Genomic DNA, 19,470 nt, shown 5'->3' on the forward strand with positions numbered 1-19,470 from the left:
CGGTCAGCGAAGGGCGTCGCCGGCTCTAGGTTGTTGTTTTTCGAACGGCTGGGGTGTGGGCCATGGGGAGTGTTCTCCGTCGGCTCGTGCCTCGATCGCTTCGCGATCTCGCCAGCCCGCGGGGGCGCTCACCCGCGTGCGCCCACCGCCCGCTCTCGCCGCTCTTTTCAAAAAACAACAACCTAGCCCAGCTCCGCGATGAGCCTGCGCGCGCCCCGTACGGCGATCGCCATGCTCGTCAGCGTCGGATTCACCGCCGTGGCCGTGGGGATGAGCCCGTTGCCGCCGACGACGAGGTTGGCCAAGCCCCAGACCTTCGACCACGGGTCGGCGACGCTCGTGCCGTCCTCGGTCTCGCCCATCCGCATGGTGCCCTGGTAGTGCAGGCTCGACCCGGCCGGCATCAACCGAGGCTCGGCCACGAACGTGCCGAGCGCCCCGCCCGCCCGCCGCAGCAGGGCCGTGGCCGTGTCGACCTCCCGTTTTTCCTCTTCGCCGAGGCTGTAGCGAATCGTCATGTTCGGCAGTCCGCGGTAATCCTCCGCAGCGTCGTCGAACACGACCGCGTCCTCGAAACGGGGGCGCTTGCGCAACCCGTAGCCCAGATTGACGTAGCCCCAGCGGTTGTCCGCGTGTGGGTCGTCGTCGAGGCGGAACGGGGCGGACTCGGTGTACATCACCTGGGCGGCGAAGGGGTGGTCGGGTTCGGAGAAGGGGATGCGGTTGACGGCCGAGACCGGGTCGCTCGGGTTCTTTGCGCGGCGTGCCAGCTCCCGGGCGAGGTCCTCCTCCGTGGCGAACCTGCCGATCTTGGCGGAGTCGAGGGCGACGGTCGAGACGATGACGGGGTGTTCGGTGAGGTAATGGCCGAGGGCGCGTGGCCGGATGCCGGAGGCCCACAGCAGTTGGGGCGACCGCAGGGCATCCGCGGCGACGATGACGAGATCGGCGCTTTCGACACGGGAGCTGCCGGTGCGCAGATCTTCGACGCGCACGCCCGTCACGACTCCGTCCCGGTGCAGGATCTCGCGGGCCAGAGTCAGGTCGAACAGTTCGAAGCGCTCGGTCAGCGGCGATCCCGGTTCGATGAGAGGGTCGAGGACGAAGTCGGTGCCCGCCCACGTCATGGTGCCGTCTGGGTTCTCGTCGCCGGCCACCGGCAAGACGCTCGGTCCGTAGCCCTGGGGCAGTGAACCGTCGAACTCCTCGCTCAGCAGCTTTCGGATCGCGGTGCTGACCGGCGAGTCGGAGAACGCCGTCGTCGTCGCGTGGATGAGTTCCTCGGCGGTGCCGATCAGCTCGTCCCATTCGCCGTCGGGGATGAACGCGATCCGCTCGCTGAACCCGGGGCGCGGCACGGCGCAGGTCCAGTGCGCCCCCTGGCCACCGACGTTGGTCGACACCGCCGCCGCGGGAAAGTCCGCAGCATGGCCGGAGCCGTACCCGCCGTAGTCGATGAGATGCGTTCCCTGCCGTGCGGTGAAGGTTCCCTCGACGACGGTGGTTTCCGGGATTCCCAACGTCGTGCGCAGCGCGGTGGACTGCGGCCCCTGCGACATCTCCCGGGCGCGCGCCCGTTCGCGGGGGTCGGTGATGTTGCGAACGCTTGCCCCCGGCCGTGCGGTGAGCTGCGGCCCGGCTTCCAGCATGCGAACGCGCGCATGGGGCAGCCCTTCGAGGAGCAGCCGTGCGTAGGTCGCGCCGATGGGGCCGCTGCCGATGATGACGATGCGAGGCGAGTGGGTCATGGTCGGACTCCTGTCATGGATGGTTCAGGGGGTGGGGTCCTTGGCGGAGGCCGGCTCTTCGAAGCCAGTCCCCTCGTCGTCAGGGAGGCGACCTGCCGGCATGAGCGCAGCGGCCACGGCGGCGAGGACGAAGGTCATGGCCAGACACAGGAAGATCGGCGAGAACACGGTCGCGTAGGCGTCGGCGACCTCCGCGCGCAGCTCGGGCGCCAGCGCGCGGACCGCTTCAGGGGTCAGGCTTGTGGGTTTCAGGCTCGCGGGCAGCGTCGTGGCGGCGCCCGCCCCGATCACGGCGCCGACCACCGCCGCGGCGACGGCGACCCCGACTTGGCGAACGAGGTTGACGGTCGAGGTGGCCGTGCCCGTCTCGCTCGGGGCGACCGACGACTGGATGACCGCGACGATGAGGTTCATGTAAGAGCCGGTCCCGAGGCCGACGAGGGCCATGAGCGCCATCGGCACCCACAGCGGCAGTCCGGCCGGGAGCTGGGCCATGCCGAGCAGACCGAGCGCTGCCATGGTCGGGCCGGCGATGACGAAGGTTCGGTACCGGCCGCTGCGACCGGCGAGCCATCCGGTGGTCAACGAGGCGACGAGCATGCCAAGGACGGTTGCGATCGGCACGACTCCGGAAACGGTCACGCTGGTCTGGAACACCATCTGGACATATGTCGGCACGTACGACACCACCGAGAACAACCCGACGCCGATGGCGGCCGACAGCACCAGACAACAGACCACTGTGCGGTTGCCGAAGAAGTGCGGCGGGACGAGCGGCTCCACAGCGCGCGCCTCGACCACCAGGAAGATCCCGAGAGCGGCCACCGAGACGGCGGCGGCTGTGAGGACGGGGGGCGTCAGGCGCCCGGCATCGCCGAGCCAGGAGACGGCGAGGACCAGCGGCACCACCGTCACCGCGAAAGTCAAGGCGCCGAGCAAGTCGAACCGCCGCTGTGCCAACGGTCGAAGTGTGGGGATCGCGACGGTCGCGATGAGCAACGCCGCGATCCCGAGCGGGACGTTGATCCAAAAGACCCACCGCCAGCCCAGCGTGTCGGTGATGACGCCGCCCAAGACCGGGCCGACGACGATGGCGATCGGGAAGGCGGCGCCGATGACGCTGAGGTAGCGGGGGCGCCGCCTCGGTGGGGCGACACCGGCGACCAGCGTCTGCGCCGTCAACTGGATGCCGGCCGTGCCGGCGCCCTGGGCGACACGGGCCACGACAAGTCCGCTCATGCTTTGGGCGAACCCGCACGCCAGTGAGGCGATGACGAAGACCGCCACGCTGGCCAAGTAGACCCGGCGGGCAGACATGATGTCTCCCAGCTTCCCGGCCACGGGCAGCACGACCGTACTCGCGAGGGTGTAGGCGACGATCACCCAGCTCATCTGCGGCAGTGCGTCGAGTTCGCCGGCGATCGTCGCCAAAGACGTCGCGACCACTGTGTGATCCAGGGCCCCGAGGAAGGCGACGGTGAGGAGGGAGATGACCATGAGGCGCAGCCTCATGGGCGAGATGGTGGTCATACGCCTATGGAGATTCGGGTCGGTGACGAGACCGAATGTGCGGTGACCGGCCCAGTGCCGGACCCGACGGGTCGGAACGAGCAACCCCTCGTCCTAAGTTAATTTATGTCCTAAGTAGGTCAGAAATCAACAAAAGTAGTGTCGTGTGTGCCTCGAGAGGGGAGCGTCAGGGGGTGGACATGCGGGCTTACCTGGCGCCCCGTCTTGGATGGGCGAGCTTCGAAAAGCGTTGTCGACGCAGGCAGAGGCCATAGGGCGCCGGTCGGTGGGCGCTTCGGCCGCCCCTCGGTCCGCGTGGGGAGGAAAAGCCGTGCCCGGATCGGCGGCCGGCAGCCGGGGCTCCCGCGGTCGCGCCGGTAGGGTCGGCTCACCGTGCCGTCATGGGCCCCTTGGTGGAAAAGTGTCCAGTTCAGCAGGAAAGCGGCTTAAGGTAGCAGCAGACGGGAAATAGTTGCGGTCCAGTCGACATAAGTGCGGTCAACCTGTGCGACGATTTCCTTATGGCTACCGAATCGTCACTCCGGTTCGCCGCCCAGAGCGACATCATGACGAGCCTGCTGGCTGTGGTGAACCTCGTCCGTACGGGGCAGGCCACGACTCGGCCCGAGATCGGACGAGTCACCGGCCTGGGGCGCGGTGTGGTGACGCAACGCATCGACCAGGCGATCGAGCTCGGCTACCTCGAAGACGGGGACTTCGCTCCGTCGACCGGAGGTCGCTTGCCGCGGTCGTTGCGATTCCGTTCCGAGCGGGGACGCCTGGTGATTCTGGCGCTGGGCGCCCTGCACCTGCGGGTGGGCATCGCGACCCTCGACGGCACGATCGAAGACGACGCGCACCGCTACTGGGACATCACCCAAGGTCCAGTCGCCACACTGGAGGAGGCGATGTCGATGGCGGGGGAGCTGCTGTCACGTGTCGACGAGGACAGGCCGATCTGGGGGGTCGCCGTCGGCGTCCCGGGACCGGTCGACTTCTCGACCGGACGCCCGGTCGCCCCACCGATCATGCCTGGTTGGAACGACTTCGACATCAGAAAGAGCGTCGAAGAGCGCTTTGGCGCACCCGTCTGGGTCGACAACGACGTCAACCTCCTCGCGCTGAGTGAGCGCAGCCGCCGCCAGGTCGAGCGGCTCGACCTTGTCTTCTGCAAGGTCGGCACGGGGATCGGTGCGGGCTTCCTCTCGCAGTCGCACCTGCACCGGGGAGTCAACGGGGCCGCCGGCGACATCGGGCACGAACGTGTCGCCGATTCGCAGGCGGTGTGCCGGTGTGGCAAGACAGGCTGCCTTGAGGCCGAGGCGGCCGGTTGGGCGCTCGTACGGGAAGCGGGCCGGGCGATCGTCGAGGGGAGGCCGACCTCGCTCGCTGAGGTGACGGGCGATCCCGAGGGGCTGACGCCCGAGGCGATCTCGCTCGCCGCACGGGACGGCGACGCGCTCGCGATCGAGCTCGTGCAACGTTCGGCCCGGCTCGTCGGCGAGTCGATCGCGGGACTGGTCAACATGTTCAACCCGGCCGTGATCGTCGTCGGCGGTGCGGTCTCCGCGGCCGGCGAGATCTTCCTGGCCGAGGTGCGTCAGCGGGTCTACGAGCTGTCGCTGCCGCTCGCGACACGGGATCTGGCGATCGTGCGCTCCGTCGGTGACGCGCGAGAACCGCTGCGGGGTGGCGCGGAGATGGTCCGCGAGCAGCTTTTCGAGGTCACGTTCCCCCGCTGGTTCGCCGACGGGCATCCGACGATCGAGAGTATCCGGGGCTTGGCGATCTCGGGGGCCTGATCCGGCCTCGCCGCTGCCGGAGGCCGGCCCAGCCGGGCGCCCCTTCCGCCGATCGTTCCCGCGACAGGGCGATGTGCCGCCCCCAATGACGGCGTTCGTGCGCAGCGCCCCATGTGCCCCTCGACTTCGCGGGAGACCCGGCCGCTTTCAGCCCCGCGCCAGGGGCGGTTCCGCGGCCACCACCACGGTGTTCGTGGGGAGGGCCCGGTAGCGGCTTTCTTCTCCCCTCGGGGCGCGGCGGGTCTTTCCCAGCACGGCCGCTTCCGCGTGCCGAAGGGGGAGAAGACGTCGCCGCCGGCGCGCTCTCGCCCGTCCCGACCTCCGCCACGCCCCAATGCCAGGTAGCGGTTTCGGAAAGCCTCCGGCGCGACTCGCCGAGCCGGCCGGGCGCACCGGGGCGCAGAGGACTCCGAGGTCTTGTCGGCCGGAGGCGCGGCCCCTGCTCGCGGGGCCACCGGCGACAAAGTGTCCTCCCGGATGGAGACCGCGTGGGGCGAGCACAGCGCTCTAGCGTGCGGCTTACGTTCGTTACTTCTTCCATATTTAGACAAAAGTAAGTATTGTCTCTGCGAAAGTTGTGACGAACGGAGTGCACCATGCCCGATGCCCAGCCCATCCGCGTACTCATCATCACCGGGATGACCGACGTCCACCACGACTGGCGGTCGACGACCCCCGTCCTCAAGGAGCAATTGGAGTCGACGGGCCGGTTCGAGGTGCGGGTCACCGAGGAGTTCCGCGGCGGTTCCGCTCAGACACTGCGGCCCTACGACCTCGTCGTGCTGAACTATTACGGACGCCGCGACCCTTGGCGCGACGTCGCGGAGGAGCGCTTCGGCGACGAGGCCGAGCAGGCGTTGGTCGACTTCGTCTCCGGCGGCAAGGGACTCATCGCTTACCACCCCACCCTCGCGGGCGGGGTCGGATGGCTACCGGAGTACGAACGGCTGCTCGGCGGTGTCATGCGCGAGGAGACCTCGCGGCGGGCGCCCAACAACGACTTCCTGCTTCGCACCGCGGACGAACACCCGATCACCGCAGGCTGGCCCGCACAGTTCCCGCACTACAACGACGACCTCTACGTCGGGCTGAAGTGGCCCGAGGGGGTGAAGAAACGCATCCTCCTCACCGGATGGGACAACCCGCTGCGCTACACGCAGGTGCCCTCCCAGTGGCGCGCCCTGCCCGGCATGGGCGAGGAGCACCCGGTCGCCTGGACAGTCGAGCACGGGCTGGGCCGGGCGGTGTCGATCGGGATCGGCCATGACGTCCGGGCGATGAGCCACCCCGCCTTCCGTGCGCTCTTCGCGCGCAGCGCGCAGTGGGCAGCCACCGGCGAGGTGACGATTCCGACGCCGGCGGACCTCGGTGAGCCGGTTGAGGGCGGCGACTGGTGGCCGACCACGCTCGAACCGATGGTGCGGCAGATGTTCGACGAGTGGGTGGCCGCCGGCGAGCCCGACACCCAGAAGTAGGTGACCGAAAGCGTCGAGGCTGCCGTCCAGACGAGGCACTCCACTCCGAGGTGAAAGGTCCCCCATGTCCCTGCCGGTGCTGCGCGACGACGCGCTGACCACGTCCGGTGGCTACGTCGCCCTTCGCGTCTCCCTACCGTGGATTCGCTCCCTGCCGCTCGCCAGCCTCACCGACGTCGCACTGTCGATCGACGGTGCCCAGGTGAGGACGCCCCGCGTGCGCCTCGGGGACCGGACGGTGGCAACCGAGCACCTCGCCGCCGAAACGGGGTGGTGGTTCGTGCAGGACCGCGTCGTCCTCGTCGGCGACCGTGCGCCGGCTGCGACCCCGCACGAGGTCGCACTGTCGTTCCGTCTGGTGATCCCCTACCTTTCGGCCGGCCCTGACACCCCGCTCGTGTTGCCGTTTCACACCCGACGCGCGCTCGCACCAGACGTGATACCCGAGCCGACCGTCTCACGTGAGGTCGCGTGATTTTACGGAGGACCGCGATGACCGAACCCCGCCGCTGGAGGCTCGCGGCAAGCGCGTTCAACTGGACCCCCGAGGTGATCCGCGCCGAGCGCACGGCCGCCGACATCGCGGTCGGGATCGTCGCCGACGGCCTCGCGTCGGTGATCGAGGTCGAAGCCGGGCAGGTGTGGCGCACCTTCCCCACGCCCACCGACGCCGAGGCGGACCGGCTACGCGGCCTCTTAGAGCCGGTCGGTGGAGCCGTGAGCATCGTCGGGGTGAGCATCGACGACTGGGCGACACCGCGGCGCCGCCGAGACGACGACGAACGCCTCGCGTTCTTGCTGCCGCAACTGCGTGCCGCGCATCGCCTCGGCGCCGCCGGCGTACGGCTGCCGATCGGGCAGGCGGGGGAGCCGTTGCTGCGGCGCCTGCAACCGACACTGCACGAGCTCGACCTCGTACTCTACGAGGAACTGCAAGGCCAGCAGACTCCCAGGTCGCAGTCGGCCGCCCCCGCGCTCGACACGATCGCCCGGCTGGACGATCCGCATGTGCGCGCACTCGTCGACACCAGCATGTTCATGCCGGCGTTACCGGTGACCTACCTGGAGCGGCTCCGCGAGGAAGGGGTTCCGGGCGAGTTCGTGGATCGTCTCGCGGCGCAGTGGCGCGATCCGGCGACCGCGGACGCGGTGCTCGACATGCTTCGGCAGGAGGCCGTACCGCCCCAGGCACATACCCTTTTCATGGACCTCGTGGTGCGTTTCGGCCGTTCCGAGGTTGCCGAACTGCGCGACATGCTGCCGCTTGTGGGGGCGTTCCACCTGAAGTTCTGGGATCTTGCGGACATCGACGGGCGCGTCTCCGGGCCGATCGGTGAGCTCGGGCGCCTGCTGGAGGGTTCGGACTTCACCGGCACACTGTGCAGCGAGTGGGGCGGGCACGCATGGCTCGACGCCGACCCGACCGACATGACCCGCCGCCACCTCGCCCTCGTCCGAAGCGCCCTGGGGAGCGCGTACTGAACCGGCGCCGCGGTGGGCGCCGGCGAGCCGGGGAGGCCGCGTGTAGGCCCCGGACAACGATCAGGTTCCGGGGATGCCGACGCCGTGGGCCGTCGATCGGGCTAGGTGGTCGAGGTGCGCCTCGCGGGCGTCGATGACCTTGTTGTAGTGGCCGAAGAGTTCGAAGCTGACGGTGCCGAACAGTGTCGTCCACGCCTCGATGACGCCGATCGCCGTTTCCGGCGGGATGCCGGTGAGGATCTCAGCTCGGTCGGGGGGCGCCTCGGCGAGCATGTCCGCGATCCGCGTCTCGACGTCGGCTCGCAGCTCTTCCGGTGTGGGCGGGAGGTTCGCGGGTGTCAGTCCCGGCCCCTGCTGGGCGTCGAAGGCGATCCGCGCGAGCAGCACAACGACTCGGGTGGCCGGCTCGGTGGTGTCGCGCGGTGCGGCGTAGCCGGGCACCGGGGAGCCGTAGATAAGGGCGTATTCGTGGGGGTGCTCCAGCGCCCACGCTCGTACCGCTCGGAAGACGGCGGTCCATCGTCCGGCGAGATCGTCGCGGTCGATGGCCGACTCCGCCTCGCCGGCCGCGTCCCCCACACCTTCGTAGGCCGCGATGATGAGGGCCGTGAGCAGGGCGTCCCTGTTCGGGAAATACCGGTAGACCGCCGAGGGGGCCATACCCAGTTCCCGCGTGATGGCGCGCACGGACAGACCGGCCGCGCCGCGTTCGGCGAGGTGTCGGCGGGCGACCTCGGTGATCTCGGCGACGAACTCGGCGCGGACGCGATCTCGGATACCAGGCATACGGCGAGTGTGCCACGAACTGAACACTGATGTGAAACGTGAACACTGCTCTTGACGTCATCGATCGACAGTGAAACAGTGTTTCTATAAGAGATCAGTGTTCTCGGGAAGGTTTGTCATGGCTCTTCACGTCATCGTCGGTGCCGGTCCGGTCGGCACCGCGCTCGCATGTCAGCTCGCCGATTCGGGGGAGGAAGTCCGGCTCGTCACCCGCTCTGGTGGTGGCCCCGAGCACCCGGGGGTGGCCCGGGTGCGCGCCGATGCCTCCGACGCGGCGGCGCTCACTCGGCACACCCGTGGCGCCGTCGCCCTCTATAACTGCGCGAACCCACCGTCGTACCCACAGTGGCAGGAGCACTGGCCGCCGTTGGCGGCAGCCATGCTCCAGGCCGCCGAAGAGACCGGAGCGGTGCTGGTCATCACCGCCTGCCTCTACGGCTACGGTCCGGTCGACGGGCCGATCCACCGTGACCTCCCGTTGGCCGCCACCGACCCCAAGGGCCGGCTGCGGGCATGGATGTGGCAGGAGGCTTTAGAACGCCATGAAGCGGGCGCGATCCGGGTGACGGAGGTGCGCGCCTCGGACTACATCGGCATGGTGAAGCCGCTGAACAGCTATCTTGTCTTCTACGCCGACCAGGCGCGCCGGGGGCGCACGGTCTTCACTTTTGGAGATCCGGACCTGCCCCATACCGTTACCTACATTCCCGATGTCGCCCGCACGCTCGCGGCCGTGGCCACGGACGAGCGGGCATGGGGACAGGCATGGCACGTCCCCTCACCGCCGGCACGCACCGTGCGCGCCGCTGTCACCGACCTGGCGCGGCAGTGCGGGGCACGCCGCCCGAGCATGGTGCGGATTCCGCGACCGCTGCTGCGCCTGGCGTCGCCGTTCTCGCCGCTGCTGCGCGAGATCGGGGACCTGCTGTACCAGTGGGACCGCCCCTACATCCTTGACGCCGCTGCGACCACGCGCACCTTCGGGATCGAGGCCACCCCGTGGGAGGAGGTCGTGCGCGAGACCGCCCGCGCCCTCAACGCCCGCTCCACAGCCTCGGCGCGGGCGGCCTGAAGTCTACGAACAAAGCAGGGAGCACAATCCACGACGGATGGGAGCGCCCCCGGGATGTCCCGCAGGTCCCCGGCTCTCATCTGGGGGCGGGACCTGCGGAGCCGTCACCAGTGCACGGGCCTTCCGCGCCCGTCCGGATAACCCGCGGCCCACCTACCGCTTCCCCGCAGACCCCCGGGGGTGCGGTGGGGTGTGGCTTCGGTCGGCGGAGAGCATGCGGGGTTTTTCGTCGCTCGTGTCTCGATCGTTGCGCGATCTCGGCAGCCGGGGGTGGGGTGTGTTTGAGGTGGCAGGGGTGTTATGGGGGGTTGGTATGGGGTGAGTTATGTCCCGTACCTGTGGGGGTGGGGTGTGGTTTTGGTTTGGGGAGGGTGTGTGGGGTTTTTCGTCGCTCGTGTCTCGATCGTTGCGCGATCTCAGCAGCCGGGGGCGGGCTGTGTTTGAGGTGGAACGGGTACCACGACGGGGCTTGGGGCCCACGTGGAGCCACCATCGCAACAGGGCAGACGGGAACGGGACCACCACCGCAACAGGGCGGACGGGAACGGGACCACCACCGTGACGGGGGCGGGGCGGCTCGGCGGCTTCCGGCGTGTTCTCAGCCACCACCCCACCGAGACACCGCCCCACCGGCATGTCCCCCACACCAGCAGCACCCGGCACAACAGCGCTGTGTCAAAGACACAGCGCCCCCTAAGGCTGCCGAGAGCGCGAAGCGGTCGAGGCACGAGCGGACGGAGAACACTCCCGCCCCGGACACACACCAACCCCCACCTACACCCCACCCCCGACGTGACACCCCCCATAGAAACATCCCCCTGGGAAACGACGATGGTTCTGCGCTTCCCGGCCCACGAGATCGCGGCTCCCCGCCGCGGCAAGGAGCGCTGGGGGCGGTTGGTTACGCGATCGGAGAGCAGAACCGCTTGGAGCGCGTCGTGGTGGAAGCCGCTGTCAGAACACGGTCTGCCTCCGCGATGCCAGAACACCGTCGCTACGGCCCACCACGGCCCTATCCGCCGAGGTCGTCGATGAGCGAGCCACCGACCGCCTCCTCGTACACGGCCCTGCCATGCTGCTGCATAGCCGCGGACAGACCGCGATCCCATGGGGTCGGCAGTGCGGTACCGGTCAACGCCACCTGCTGCTCACCCGCACCCAGCCCGGCTAGATAGTCGGCGGCGGACATGCGCCAGGGCTCGGCGCCGTGCCGGTCGATGAGGTCGGTGGCGATGGCGATCCCCGGCCAGTCGAAGTCGCCGTGGTAGCGCAGCCGCCCACCACCCGCGGTGACCGCGTGGGCGAGTCGACGAAACGCCGTGGAGGGGCGCCCTTCGGTGCACACCAGCGGCGGGCAGGCGGCGCTGAGTTCCTCGGCGGCGCGGCGCAGGATCGCCGGGTTCTCGCACACGCGCACCATCGGGTGGCCGAGGGTGATGGGAAGGGTGAGTAGCTGGTGCAGGGTCACATAGAACGGGGTTGCGGTGCGAGCGGCGCTGGTAAGCCACTCGCCGAGCCCTGCCCCGTCCGCGGCCAGATTGAGCACCAGCACTCTGCTGGCGAGATCGTCGACGACCACATCGAAGCGGTCCCACAGCTCGCGTAGCTCCTGGGCGTTGCCGGGCCGAGGCACTCCGGCGTGCAGCGCGAGCGCACGCACCACGAGCCCGGCCAGCGGGGTGTCGTCGTTGAGCGCCTTGGTGTCGTGGGTGACCTCGGCGGCCAAAGCGGGCAGCATGATCGGCGCCCGGTCGGCGGGGCGGGACTGCAAAAACTCCAGCACCGCCACCGCTCGGGCGATGAGCGCGCCGTCGCCGCGGCGGAGCAGTCGGGTGACGGTGCCGTCCCGGTCGAGTCCGGCCAGCCAGTCGCGGTACCACCCGGCTGACTCGTGCAACGGACTCGTGTAGGCCGCTTCGAGGCTCTGCCTGCGTGCCTTGGCCTCGCGGGCGGCCCGCTCGGGCCGGTTGGCCAGCGGAGGGCCGATCTCCTCCAGCAGTGCGATGAGGGACAGGCCGCAGGAGCCGCGCACCGCGGTATCTAGCTCCTGCAACGCGACGGTGGCGCGTTTGACGTCCGGGGCGCGGTAGCGGCCAGTGATGCCGATGATCGCGTTGCGTTCCTCCTCGTCGGGTTTGGTGACGCCGACTGAACCGGTCAGGTCTCCGCCGGTGCGTTCCAACGACCGTCGCGCCGCGTTGAGCAGCCGCTTATACGGCGCGCGGCGGAACCGCGCCACCGCGTCCGAAGTCACGCGGCGCCCTCCTCCGACTCCCCGCCGTCCTGGGCACGCGAGTCGAGTAGTGTCCCCTCGGTGGCCGCGGGCGCATGCCGGGTGGGGGCGATGCCGAGCAGGTTCGCGGCGAGCTCCTCGTTGCCGGCGAACCCCGCGTCGGCGTCGATGGTCTGCTCGCCGTCCCACAGCATCAGCATGGCGGACACGGCGTGAGCGGTCTTGTCGTGATGCATGTCGTAGTGGGCGGCCATGGGCACGGAGTCGTAGTGGACCCAAAGGTCGTGGCCGGTCATGAACATGTCCAGGTCGAATTGCACGGTCAGCCCCAGCAGGTCCGGCTTGTACCGGTCGTCGATGCCGGCGAACGCCTCGTCGAGGGCGATCAGGCGGGGGCAGGTCGGCTGGGCCGAGGAGTACAAAGCGTTGGCCGCGGCGAACAACGGTAGGTGGATCGCGGCCGACTTCTCCCCACCGGACATCATGGTGTGCCGGGCGCGGGTCAGCTTCACGTCCTTCTCGCCCGGCACAGCGAGCACCAGTTCGAAGGTGTACCAGGTGCGGTAGTCGACCACGTGCGCGACCGCTTGGCGGTAGGTGGCGCGCGGATGGTCGGCTCGGTAGTTGCGGATCATCTCCCGTAGCAGCCCGCGCAGCTCGGCCAGCCCTTCCGTGCCCAGCGCCTGGGAGTCGCGTTCCAAGATGGTGGCCACCCGCGCCTGCCGCTCGTCCAGCCGGTCCGTGCGGCCCCAGCGGATACCCACCTTGGTGCCCGACGACATCGGTCGCGAGCGGGTATCGCGGTCCATCCCGTGCACCAGGTCCCGGGCGGTGCGCACCCGATCGTGCACCTGCTGGGCGAGCTCGGTGAGCAGTCCGTCCTCCAGCACAGTGCGCTCACGTTTCTCCAGCAGCGCTCCCTGCTCGGCGACAAGATCGGCGATACGGCGCGCGAAGGCGGCCACGGGGGCGCGTCCCGTCTCGTCGTTGACGTGCACCAGGACGACACCGGCGGGCTCGTGGTCCACCCGGTAGTCCTCACTGCACGACGCCAGGGCATCGTGGAACTCGCGCAGGGCCGTCGACAGTCGGGTGTCGACGTCCTTCACCGCGGTGTCGCCGGCGCTTGCCACCTCGGCCAGGGCGACGTCGTAGCTGTCGAGCAGCTCGGCGATCCCGGCCGGCAGCGCCGCGCGCACCAGCGCGGCCGGCTCGGACGCCTTCGACGAGGAAGCCAGCGCGTCGACCGCGCAACGTGCCGCCTGTTCCGGCTCCGGCCACGTGATCGCCTCGGGCCACGGGTCGGTGGTGCCCACAGCCACGAGGGGCCGCAGGTCGCTGTGCGCGTAGGGGCCGAACTCGGCGGCGTGCTCGAAGAGCCGGCCGAACGCCTCGGCCAGCGGCCCGCTCGTCGTGTCGATAACCGTCTGCGCGCGCACCGTGGCCTGGTCGGCCTCTGTCGCGGCTCGCTCCTGCTCCGCGTGCTCATCGTGGAGCACGCGGATGCGCCGCTCGGTCTCGGCGACTTCGGCGAGCACCTCCTGCACTGGAGCGGCCATGGCCTCCTCTTGGGCCTTGAGCTCGGCACGTTCGGCCTCGCTGCGCTCCTGCTTGACCTGTAGCGCCTCAGCGCGCTCGCGTAGTTGCTCCTGTTGTTGGGCGATCGTGTTCTGGCGGTCGGTGAGGTCCTGTTCGGTGGTGGCCACCTGCGTGCGTGCGTCGTACAGGTACTGGGCCGCCGTGGCGAACTCGGTGACGGCCTGCTCCACCGCGGCGACGTCGTCGGGTGTCGTCGGCATACTGCGTTCGGCCCCCGCTTGCCGCAGCCGTCGGCGTTCGGTGTCGACGGCTGCGGTGGCGGTGTCGTAAGCCTGCTGCTGCTCGGCGAGGTGCGTGCGCGCCTGTGCCAGCAGGGCCGCCTCCCGGCTGGCCTGCTCGCCGGCTTTGAGCACCGGGCTGGTAGGCGGCAGATCGGCGCGGGCGCGGGCGAAGGCCGCGCCGTGCTCCTCGGCGGCGGCGAGCTCTTCGGCTGCGTGATCACGCCGCCGCCGAGCGTCCTCGATCGCTCGGTCGTATTCGGCCAAGCGCGCTTTGCGCCGGTTTTCCCGGTTGGTGGCACCGATGTACTCCGGCTCGGACTTGGGCGAGGAACCCACGTGGACGCCGTAGCTGAACTGGGCCGCCGTGGACACCATGGGAGCCGGCGCACTCTCGACCGGCGTCTCGTGCACCGCGACCGATCGCAGCACCGCGGTGATCGTCGCGGCGGGCACCGCGTCCTGCTCCTCAGCTATGAGCACGTCGGCGAGGGTGCGCCCACCGGGACGGTCCTCCTCCGGCGCGGCCAGCACGTAGCCGTCGGCCTCGGCGGCGGCGAGGGCGTCGCGGGTGAGGGCGGGGTCGGGGTGGAGCCAGGCGGTGAGCAGCCCGGCCCCGTACAGCGCGCCCTCGATACCGGCCGCCTCGCCCGCATCGGTGCCCTCAGCGAACCGAACCAGCCGCCACAGCGGGGCACCCGGGCGGTTGTCCCGCTCGGCGGGGCGGCGAACATCGGCGGGCGGGGCCTCGTCGCGTTGCGCGGCGATCTCACCGCGCTCCCGCTCCAGCCGTTCCAGCTCCCGGTCCACCTCCGCGACGTGGGCACGGTGGCGCTCGGTGGCCTGCACGGCCCGAGTGTGGCGTTGTTCGGTGCGTTCGGTGAACGTCTCGACCAGGGTGGGCACGCCGGTCTCACCGAGCCGTTCCAGCGCCTCGGCCAACGCTGCCGCGTCCGCGGAGTCGCACACCGCCTGGGAGCCCTCGGCCCAGTGCCCACGCCACCGTTCCAGCCGGGCGCGGGCCTCCTGCCGAGCTGTCTCCAGCGCCGCGTCGGCGTCGTGGCAGTCCTGTTCCCGGTCGGCGACGGCCTGCTCGGCGCGGTTGCGGTTGTCTTCAGCCTTCGCCCGGTCCTTCTCGGCGTCGGCCACCTTCGCCAGGTGGCTGCGGATGTGCTCGACGTCGACCTGGCGCGCCGCACTGCGGGCCTGTGCGGTGGTGGGCAGATCCTCGCCGGTGTCGGCTGGGCCGTCGCCGTCGTGGACGATCCCGGAGCGTTGTGCGGCCTCGGTCAGGACGGTGGCGTGCTGTGTGACTTTCTCGCGGAGGTGTTGCAGTTTCTCGGCCTGCTGCTGGGCCTCGCGTTCCAGGGTTGCGACGTGCTGCTGGGATTGCTGGAGCCGCCGGCGTTCCTGGGCGACCTCCTCGTCGGTTTGTGCGAGCTGGGTACGCTGCCGCTCGATATCGCTGTGGGCGAGGTATGCCTTGTCTTGTTTGAGACCACCCAGGCGGCTGCGTAGCCCGGCCAGCTCGTTGGCCAACCGGTCCCGACGTTCGCACGCCTCCTGGGAGGCGGTCTCGGCGCGCTGTCGATCGGTTATGGCTTCGGCCAGCTCCGCGAGGTGCCGCGCCGCCGTCTCGCGCGCCGCCTCGATCCGCTTCAGCTTGGCCTTGGTGCGTACACGCAGGTAGCGGGTGTAGTCGTCGAGGAACGCGCGGACGGCGGTGTCGGCGACGGTGGCGTCGTCGAAGCGCTGCTGCACCGCCGCCAGGTTCTCGAAGTCGCGCGCGGCCTGGCCGACCAAGTCCTCCTCCACAGGGCTGAGGCCGGCGCTGAGAGTCTCGGACACCTTCACCGGGTCCAGATCCTTGGCCAGCAGTGGGCGGCGCAGCGCCAGCAGCAGGTCCAACAACTGGGCGTAGCGGCGGCGTCCCAGCCCGAACAGGCGGGCATCCACCGCCGCGCGGTAGGCCGTCGCGTCCTGACAGGAGGCTTCCGAACCGAGGACACCCTTGAGCTGCTTCTCAGTGAAGGGACGCGAGTCGGAGGTGAGCAGCCCGAAGTCCACTCCCACCCGCTTGTCGGTGACAAAGAACGACGGCCGTACCCCGTCGCGGTTCTTATGCGCCCGCATCCCGATGATGAGGGTGACGGTCTCGCCGGTGGGACGGGCGAATTCCAGCCACACGTAGCCGTACTCGGCGTCCTGCCCGCGGTAGAGCAGATTGGATTTCATGGTGCGGTTCTCGCCGCTGAACGGGTCGAGCCGCCGCGCGTCCATGACACCGTCGAGCACGAACGGGAACAGCACCTCCAGCGCCTTGGTCTTGCCCGATCCGTTGTGGCCGCGCAGCACCAGCCGGCCGTCGGCGAAGACGAACTCCTCGTCGGCGTAGTCCCAGATGTTGACGATGCCGGCGCGACTAGGGCGGAATCGGTCACGAGGCGGCGTCATCGTTCTCCTCGACGGCTGTGGACGGGTCGGTCAGATCCAGGGACAGTTGCGAAAGCGACGACTGGGCGGGCAGCGCCGCGGTGATGTTGCGGTAGCGCAGGGCAGCCGGGAGGACCAGCACGCCACCGGGAACCCGTCGGAGCAGCATCAGCTCGGCCAGGAACCGCAGCGCCTCGGCGAGCAGCCCGTGCGGGTCGTTGCTCCATGCGGTGGTGAACGACGTCGCGCCGAACTCCTCGTAAAGCTCCTCGATGAGAGTGCGCAGCCGGCTGTCGGCGACGAACGGCGCGTCGGCCCGCTCCCGCTCCCGCGGCTCGTCGGTGCCCACCGTCGGCTCGGCGGCGGCCCAGGCAAGCTCGGTGACAACACCCTCCTGCGGCACGCCCGCGTCGGCCCGGCCCAGAAGTTCGAGACGGTCCTCGGCGAGGGTGGGCAACGGCATCCGTGGCGTGGTCTGGCCGTGCTCTTCCAGCAGGTCGGCGATTTTGGCCAGCAGCAGACCCGCCGTGCGGCTCACGATCCCCGGGCCGGGAAACCGCCGGTCGGTGCAGGCCCCCGCCGGGTCGGCGAGCAGCACACCTTCGGCGCGCCGCTCTACCACCAGGCCGGTCAGCCGCGCCATGTCTTCGGCGAGCTCCGGGCCGCGCAGCGCCTCGGCGACGTCGGGTTCCACCGCGGCGTAGTACACCACCGGCTGCTCCACGAGCAGCCGCCGCGCCCGGCGAGCGGCGTCGGCGCGCCGGGAAGGCCCATCGGAGGCTGGTGGCTCGTGCAGCAGGCCCGCGGCGCCGGTGAGGTGCTGTGGCTGTCGTAAGGGTTTGAACAGCACCGCGCAGGTGTCGTGCTCGATGTCGAACAGTGCGTCGCCGCGGTCGCTGTCGCGCAGCCACGACTCCAGCGAGCCGTCGGACAGCCGCAGCGCGCCACGATCCACCAGCCAGTTCAACACGTCCACCACCGCGGCCTTGTGCGCGGTGACGCTGGGGTCGAAGCCCAACCCTTCGATGGTGTTGGCGGCGGGCGCGAACACGCCGATGAGGTCGGCCAGGCTGATCTCCACGCGGGAACGTTGGAACGAGCCCAGCACCAGACACAGGTAGGCCAGTCGCCGCCGATCGAACTGTCGCCTCTTGGAGGCGAAGGCGAAGCGCTGGGTCCCGTCCAGATGGTCGAGCCGACGAACCAGGCGCACGTGGTGGGTGGTGGCGATCAGCGAGTAGTCCAGCAGTTCGCGCAGGTCGGTGCTGATCTCGTCGGCCCAGCGCAACACCTGGTCCAACACGCCGCGGCGCGGCCGTTGCGCCGTAATCAGGTCACAGGTGAGCACGTGACGCACCGCGTGCTGGTAGTCGCCGAGGTCGCCGGGCGCGATGCCGCGCGCGGGCTGCGTGCGCGCCATCAGGAGTCCTTCCGGCCGGCGCGGGGGCGCAGTTCCACGCGCAGCCCCGGCAGGTGCAGCGTGCCCTGGGTGGTGCGTACCGTGCTGCCGACATCGGCGGGGACCAGCCGGATCAAAAGCGCGTCGGTGGCCCCGGACCCGCCGGTCAGCCGCCCGGCGACCACGGTGCGGCCCTCCAGCGCCTTGGTCATCAGCTTCAGCAGCACCCGCGTCTGTGTCTCGTCGAGAACCCGTCCGTGTACGCCGTCGGCGGCGAGCTCGTCGGCGGCCCGACGTTCGGCCGCGCGCGCGGCGACCTGCTGCTGGCGCAGCTCGCGCTGGGCGCCGCGGTTGGTGCGCAGCGGTGCGGGCACGCCGGTCGTGGGCGGTTTGCCGCTGCGAAACAGCGAGATGGCCACCTCGACCCCAGGCGCGTCCCACCAGCTTGCGTAGGGGGAGATGTCCTCGGCGTCGTCGTGGGCGGCCCCGAGGTGGCGCGCTGAACGCAGGTTGAACGCCGCCCCCATCAGGGCGTGCGCCGCGTCCTCGTCGGGGGTGTTCCACACCCAGTGCGCCAGGTGCCGCAGTTGGCTGGCGTGGTTGACACCGCCGCGTTGGCTCTCGGTGATCTGCCGCAGCAGCGCGATCACCGCCGAGACCGCCACGCGGGTGGCCGAACGCAGTTCGTCGGCGCGAGACGCGCTCTGGCCGTCAGGGGCGAACCAGGCGCGCAGCACCGCCCAGCGCCGGCGCCACTCCTCCAGCCGGCCATCATGGGCGATGAACGGCCGGTCGTCGGCCTGGGCGGCACGGTCGAGCAGCGTGGCCAGGCCGGTGGCCTCCACCTCCTGCACGGCCTGGGTGAGACGCGGCAGATAGCGGTCGAGTTCGGCGGTGAACTCGGTCATGTGAGCCAGTAGCGCGTTCTTGTGCCGCAGGAACACCTCCGGGGAGGTGTCGGTGGTCTGCATGATCTCGCCGAGGGTCACGTGGAACCGCGCCGAGCGGCGGCCCATGTCCTCCAGCACCGAGTCCAGTCGGGAGAGCCGACGGTAGATCTGCTCGACCTCCCCGGCGCGGTTGGCCTCAGCCAACCCGCGCAGATCTTCAAGGATGTCGGAGAAGACCAACCGGGAGAGGTTGGCGTCTTGCACCCGGGCGGCGAGTACCCCCTCGACGGAGGTGTAGGCCCAGTAGCCGAGTTCGCTGAACTGGTAGACGGACTGCCGGTTGCGGTAGCGCGCCAGGCTGCCGGCCCGGGAAGGGTCGTCGAAACGCAGCAGCACCCCGTCGTCGTGTAGCGCGTCCAACCGGTCACGCAGACCGCTGTCGAGTTCGGGAACGTCGTCGTACTCGCCCGCCAACTCTTCCAACGCGCCGGCGACCTGCTCGGCGTCGACCTGGACTTGGTGCACCTCCCGCAGCCGGTCCACCGCGCGCAGCACCCACAGGTAGACCATGTGGTCGTCGCGCCGGGTGAAGTTGAACAGCAGAAAGCGGTCGCTGACCGCCAGCGGGTCCAGCTCCAAGGCCCGGTGATCTGCCATAGCGCGTTCCCCGTCCGATGTTGCCCGTCCAAAAAGCCCAGTGTCCCAGCCCGCTGCGGTGCTTACCGCACTCGAAGCTATGTGACCGTTGGGGCGTCCGCATCCCGATTCGCCGATCTTGGAGGTGGCTGGTGCGAGCTCGTTTCGGCCACCATCCGCGTCGGTTT

The 19,470-nt window shown here is 69.9% G+C and carries 12 protein-coding genes; 5 read left to right on the plus strand and 7 right to left on the minus strand.

From position 1 onward, the window contains the following. Window positions 1-182 precede the first annotated feature (182 nt). Window positions 183-1,748, minus strand: coding sequence for a GMC oxidoreductase (locus ABD848_RS19380; RefSeq protein WP_344974486.1), 1,566 nt, complete (start codon window positions 1,746-1,748; stop codon window positions 183-185). A gap of 24 nt (window positions 1,749-1,772) precedes the next feature. Continuing rightward, window positions 1,773-3,260, minus strand: coding sequence for an MFS transporter (locus ABD848_RS19385; RefSeq protein ID WP_344974489.1), 1,488 nt, complete (start codon window positions 3,258-3,260; stop codon window positions 1,773-1,775). A gap of 518 nt (window positions 3,261-3,778) precedes the next feature. Here ABD848_RS19385 and ABD848_RS19390 point away from each other — a divergent pair. From ABD848_RS19390 to ABD848_RS19405, 4 genes are all read left to right on the plus strand, one after another. Continuing rightward, window positions 3,779-5,059 carry an ROK family protein gene (locus tag ABD848_RS19390; RefSeq protein ID WP_344974492.1) on the plus strand — a complete coding sequence of 427 codons (1,281 nt, stop codon included), beginning with the start codon at window positions 3,779-3,781 and terminating at the stop codon, window positions 5,057-5,059. Window positions 5,060-5,655: 596 nt separating this feature from the next. Further along, window positions 5,656-6,534: a ThuA domain-containing protein gene (locus ABD848_RS19395; protein WP_344974494.1), complete on the plus strand. Its 879-nt coding sequence runs from the start codon at window positions 5,656-5,658 to the stop codon at window positions 6,532-6,534. Window positions 6,535-6,598: 64 nt separating this feature from the next. Next, window positions 6,599-7,009 carry a hypothetical protein gene (locus ABD848_RS19400; protein WP_344974497.1) on the plus strand — a complete coding sequence of 137 codons (411 nt, stop codon included), beginning with the start codon at window positions 6,599-6,601 and terminating at the stop codon, window positions 7,007-7,009. Window positions 7,010-7,026: 17 nt separating this feature from the next. Further along, entirely contained in the window at window positions 7,027-8,016 is a 990-nt protein-coding gene (locus ABD848_RS19405) for a hypothetical protein (protein WP_344974500.1), read from the plus strand. A gap of 60 nt (window positions 8,017-8,076) precedes the next feature. Here the strand turns inward: ABD848_RS19405 and ABD848_RS19410 are convergent, their stop codons facing one another. Continuing rightward, complete coding sequence (locus ABD848_RS19410) at window positions 8,077-8,802, minus strand: TetR/AcrR family transcriptional regulator (RefSeq protein ID WP_344974505.1); 726 nt, start codon at window positions 8,800-8,802, stop codon at window positions 8,077-8,079. Window positions 8,803-8,920: 118 nt separating this feature from the next. Between ABD848_RS19410 and ABD848_RS19415 the strand changes: the two genes are divergently transcribed. Further along, the gene (locus ABD848_RS19415) at window positions 8,921-9,874 is read left to right on the plus strand and encodes an NAD-dependent epimerase/dehydratase family protein (protein ID WP_344974508.1); all 954 of its coding nucleotides are present in this window, start codon (window positions 8,921-8,923) and stop codon (window positions 9,872-9,874) included. A 1,012-nt stretch (window positions 9,875-10,886) separates the two neighbouring features. Here the strand turns inward: ABD848_RS19415 and ABD848_RS19420 are convergent. The 4 genes from ABD848_RS19420 to ABD848_RS19435 are packed head-to-tail and all read right to left on the minus strand — an operon-like array spanning window position 10,887 to window position 19,303. Beyond that, window positions 10,887-12,128, minus strand: a complete 1,242-nt coding sequence (locus tag ABD848_RS19420) for a TIGR02679 family protein (RefSeq protein WP_344974513.1) — start codon at window positions 12,126-12,128, stop codon at window positions 10,887-10,889. After that, window positions 12,125-16,378 (minus strand): SbcC/MukB-like Walker B domain-containing protein, encoded by a 4,254-nt coding sequence (locus tag ABD848_RS19425; RefSeq protein ID WP_344974516.1) that lies wholly within the window; start codon window positions 16,376-16,378, stop codon window positions 12,125-12,127. The genes ABD848_RS19420 and ABD848_RS19425 overlap by 4 nt, the downstream gene beginning before the upstream one ends. Further along, complete coding sequence (locus ABD848_RS19430; RefSeq protein ID WP_344974519.1) at window positions 16,362-17,777, minus strand: DUF2398 family protein; 1,416 nt, start codon at window positions 17,775-17,777, stop codon at window positions 16,362-16,364. The genes ABD848_RS19425 and ABD848_RS19430 overlap by 17 nt, the downstream gene beginning before the upstream one ends. Continuing rightward, entirely contained in the window at window positions 17,777-19,303 is a 1,527-nt protein-coding gene (locus ABD848_RS19435) for a TIGR02677 family protein (protein WP_344974522.1), read from the minus strand. The genes ABD848_RS19430 and ABD848_RS19435 overlap by 1 nt, the downstream gene beginning before the upstream one ends. Window positions 19,304-19,470: the final 167 nt, after the last annotated feature.

Origin of the sequence: Salinactinospora qingdaonensis (assembly GCF_039539445.1) — a bacterium.
GTDB lineage: Bacteria > Actinomycetota > Actinomycetes > Streptosporangiales > Streptosporangiaceae > Salinactinospora > Salinactinospora qingdaonensis.

What these genes read in the sequence shown, in the direction of transcription:
- ABD848_RS19380 (WP_344974486.1), bottom strand. Translation starts at nt 1,748, where the DNA reads ATGACCCACTCGCCTCGCATCGTCATCATCGGCAGCGGCCCCATCGGC.
- ABD848_RS19385 (WP_344974489.1), bottom strand. Translation starts at nt 3,260, where the DNA reads ATGAGGCTGCGCCTCATGGTCATCTCCCTCCTCACCGTCGCCTTCCTC.
- ABD848_RS19390 (WP_344974492.1), top strand. Translation starts at nt 3,779, where the DNA reads ATGGCTACCGAATCGTCACTCCGGTTCGCCGCCCAGAGCGACATCATG.
- ABD848_RS19395 (WP_344974494.1), top strand. Translation starts at nt 5,656, where the DNA reads ATGCCCGATGCCCAGCCCATCCGCGTACTCATCATCACCGGGATGACC.
- ABD848_RS19400 (WP_344974497.1), top strand. Translation starts at nt 6,599, where the DNA reads ATGTCCCTGCCGGTGCTGCGCGACGACGCGCTGACCACGTCCGGTGGC.
- ABD848_RS19405 (WP_344974500.1), top strand. Translation starts at nt 7,027, where the DNA reads ATGACCGAACCCCGCCGCTGGAGGCTCGCGGCAAGCGCGTTCAACTGG.
- ABD848_RS19410 (WP_344974505.1), bottom strand. Translation starts at nt 8,802, where the DNA reads ATGCCTGGTATCCGAGATCGCGTCCGCGCCGAGTTCGTCGCCGAGATC.
- ABD848_RS19415 (WP_344974508.1), top strand. Translation starts at nt 8,921, where the DNA reads ATGGCTCTTCACGTCATCGTCGGTGCCGGTCCGGTCGGCACCGCGCTC.
- ABD848_RS19425 (WP_344974516.1), bottom strand. Translation starts at nt 16,378, where the DNA reads ATGACGCCGCCTCGTGACCGATTCCGCCCTAGTCGCGCCGGCATCGTC.
- ABD848_RS19430 (WP_344974519.1), bottom strand. Translation starts at nt 17,777, where the DNA reads ATGGCGCGCACGCAGCCCGCGCGCGGCATCGCGCCCGGCGACCTCGGC.
- ABD848_RS19435 (WP_344974522.1), bottom strand. Translation starts at nt 19,303, where the DNA reads ATGGCAGATCACCGGGCCTTGGAGCTGGACCCGCTGGCGGTCAGCGAC.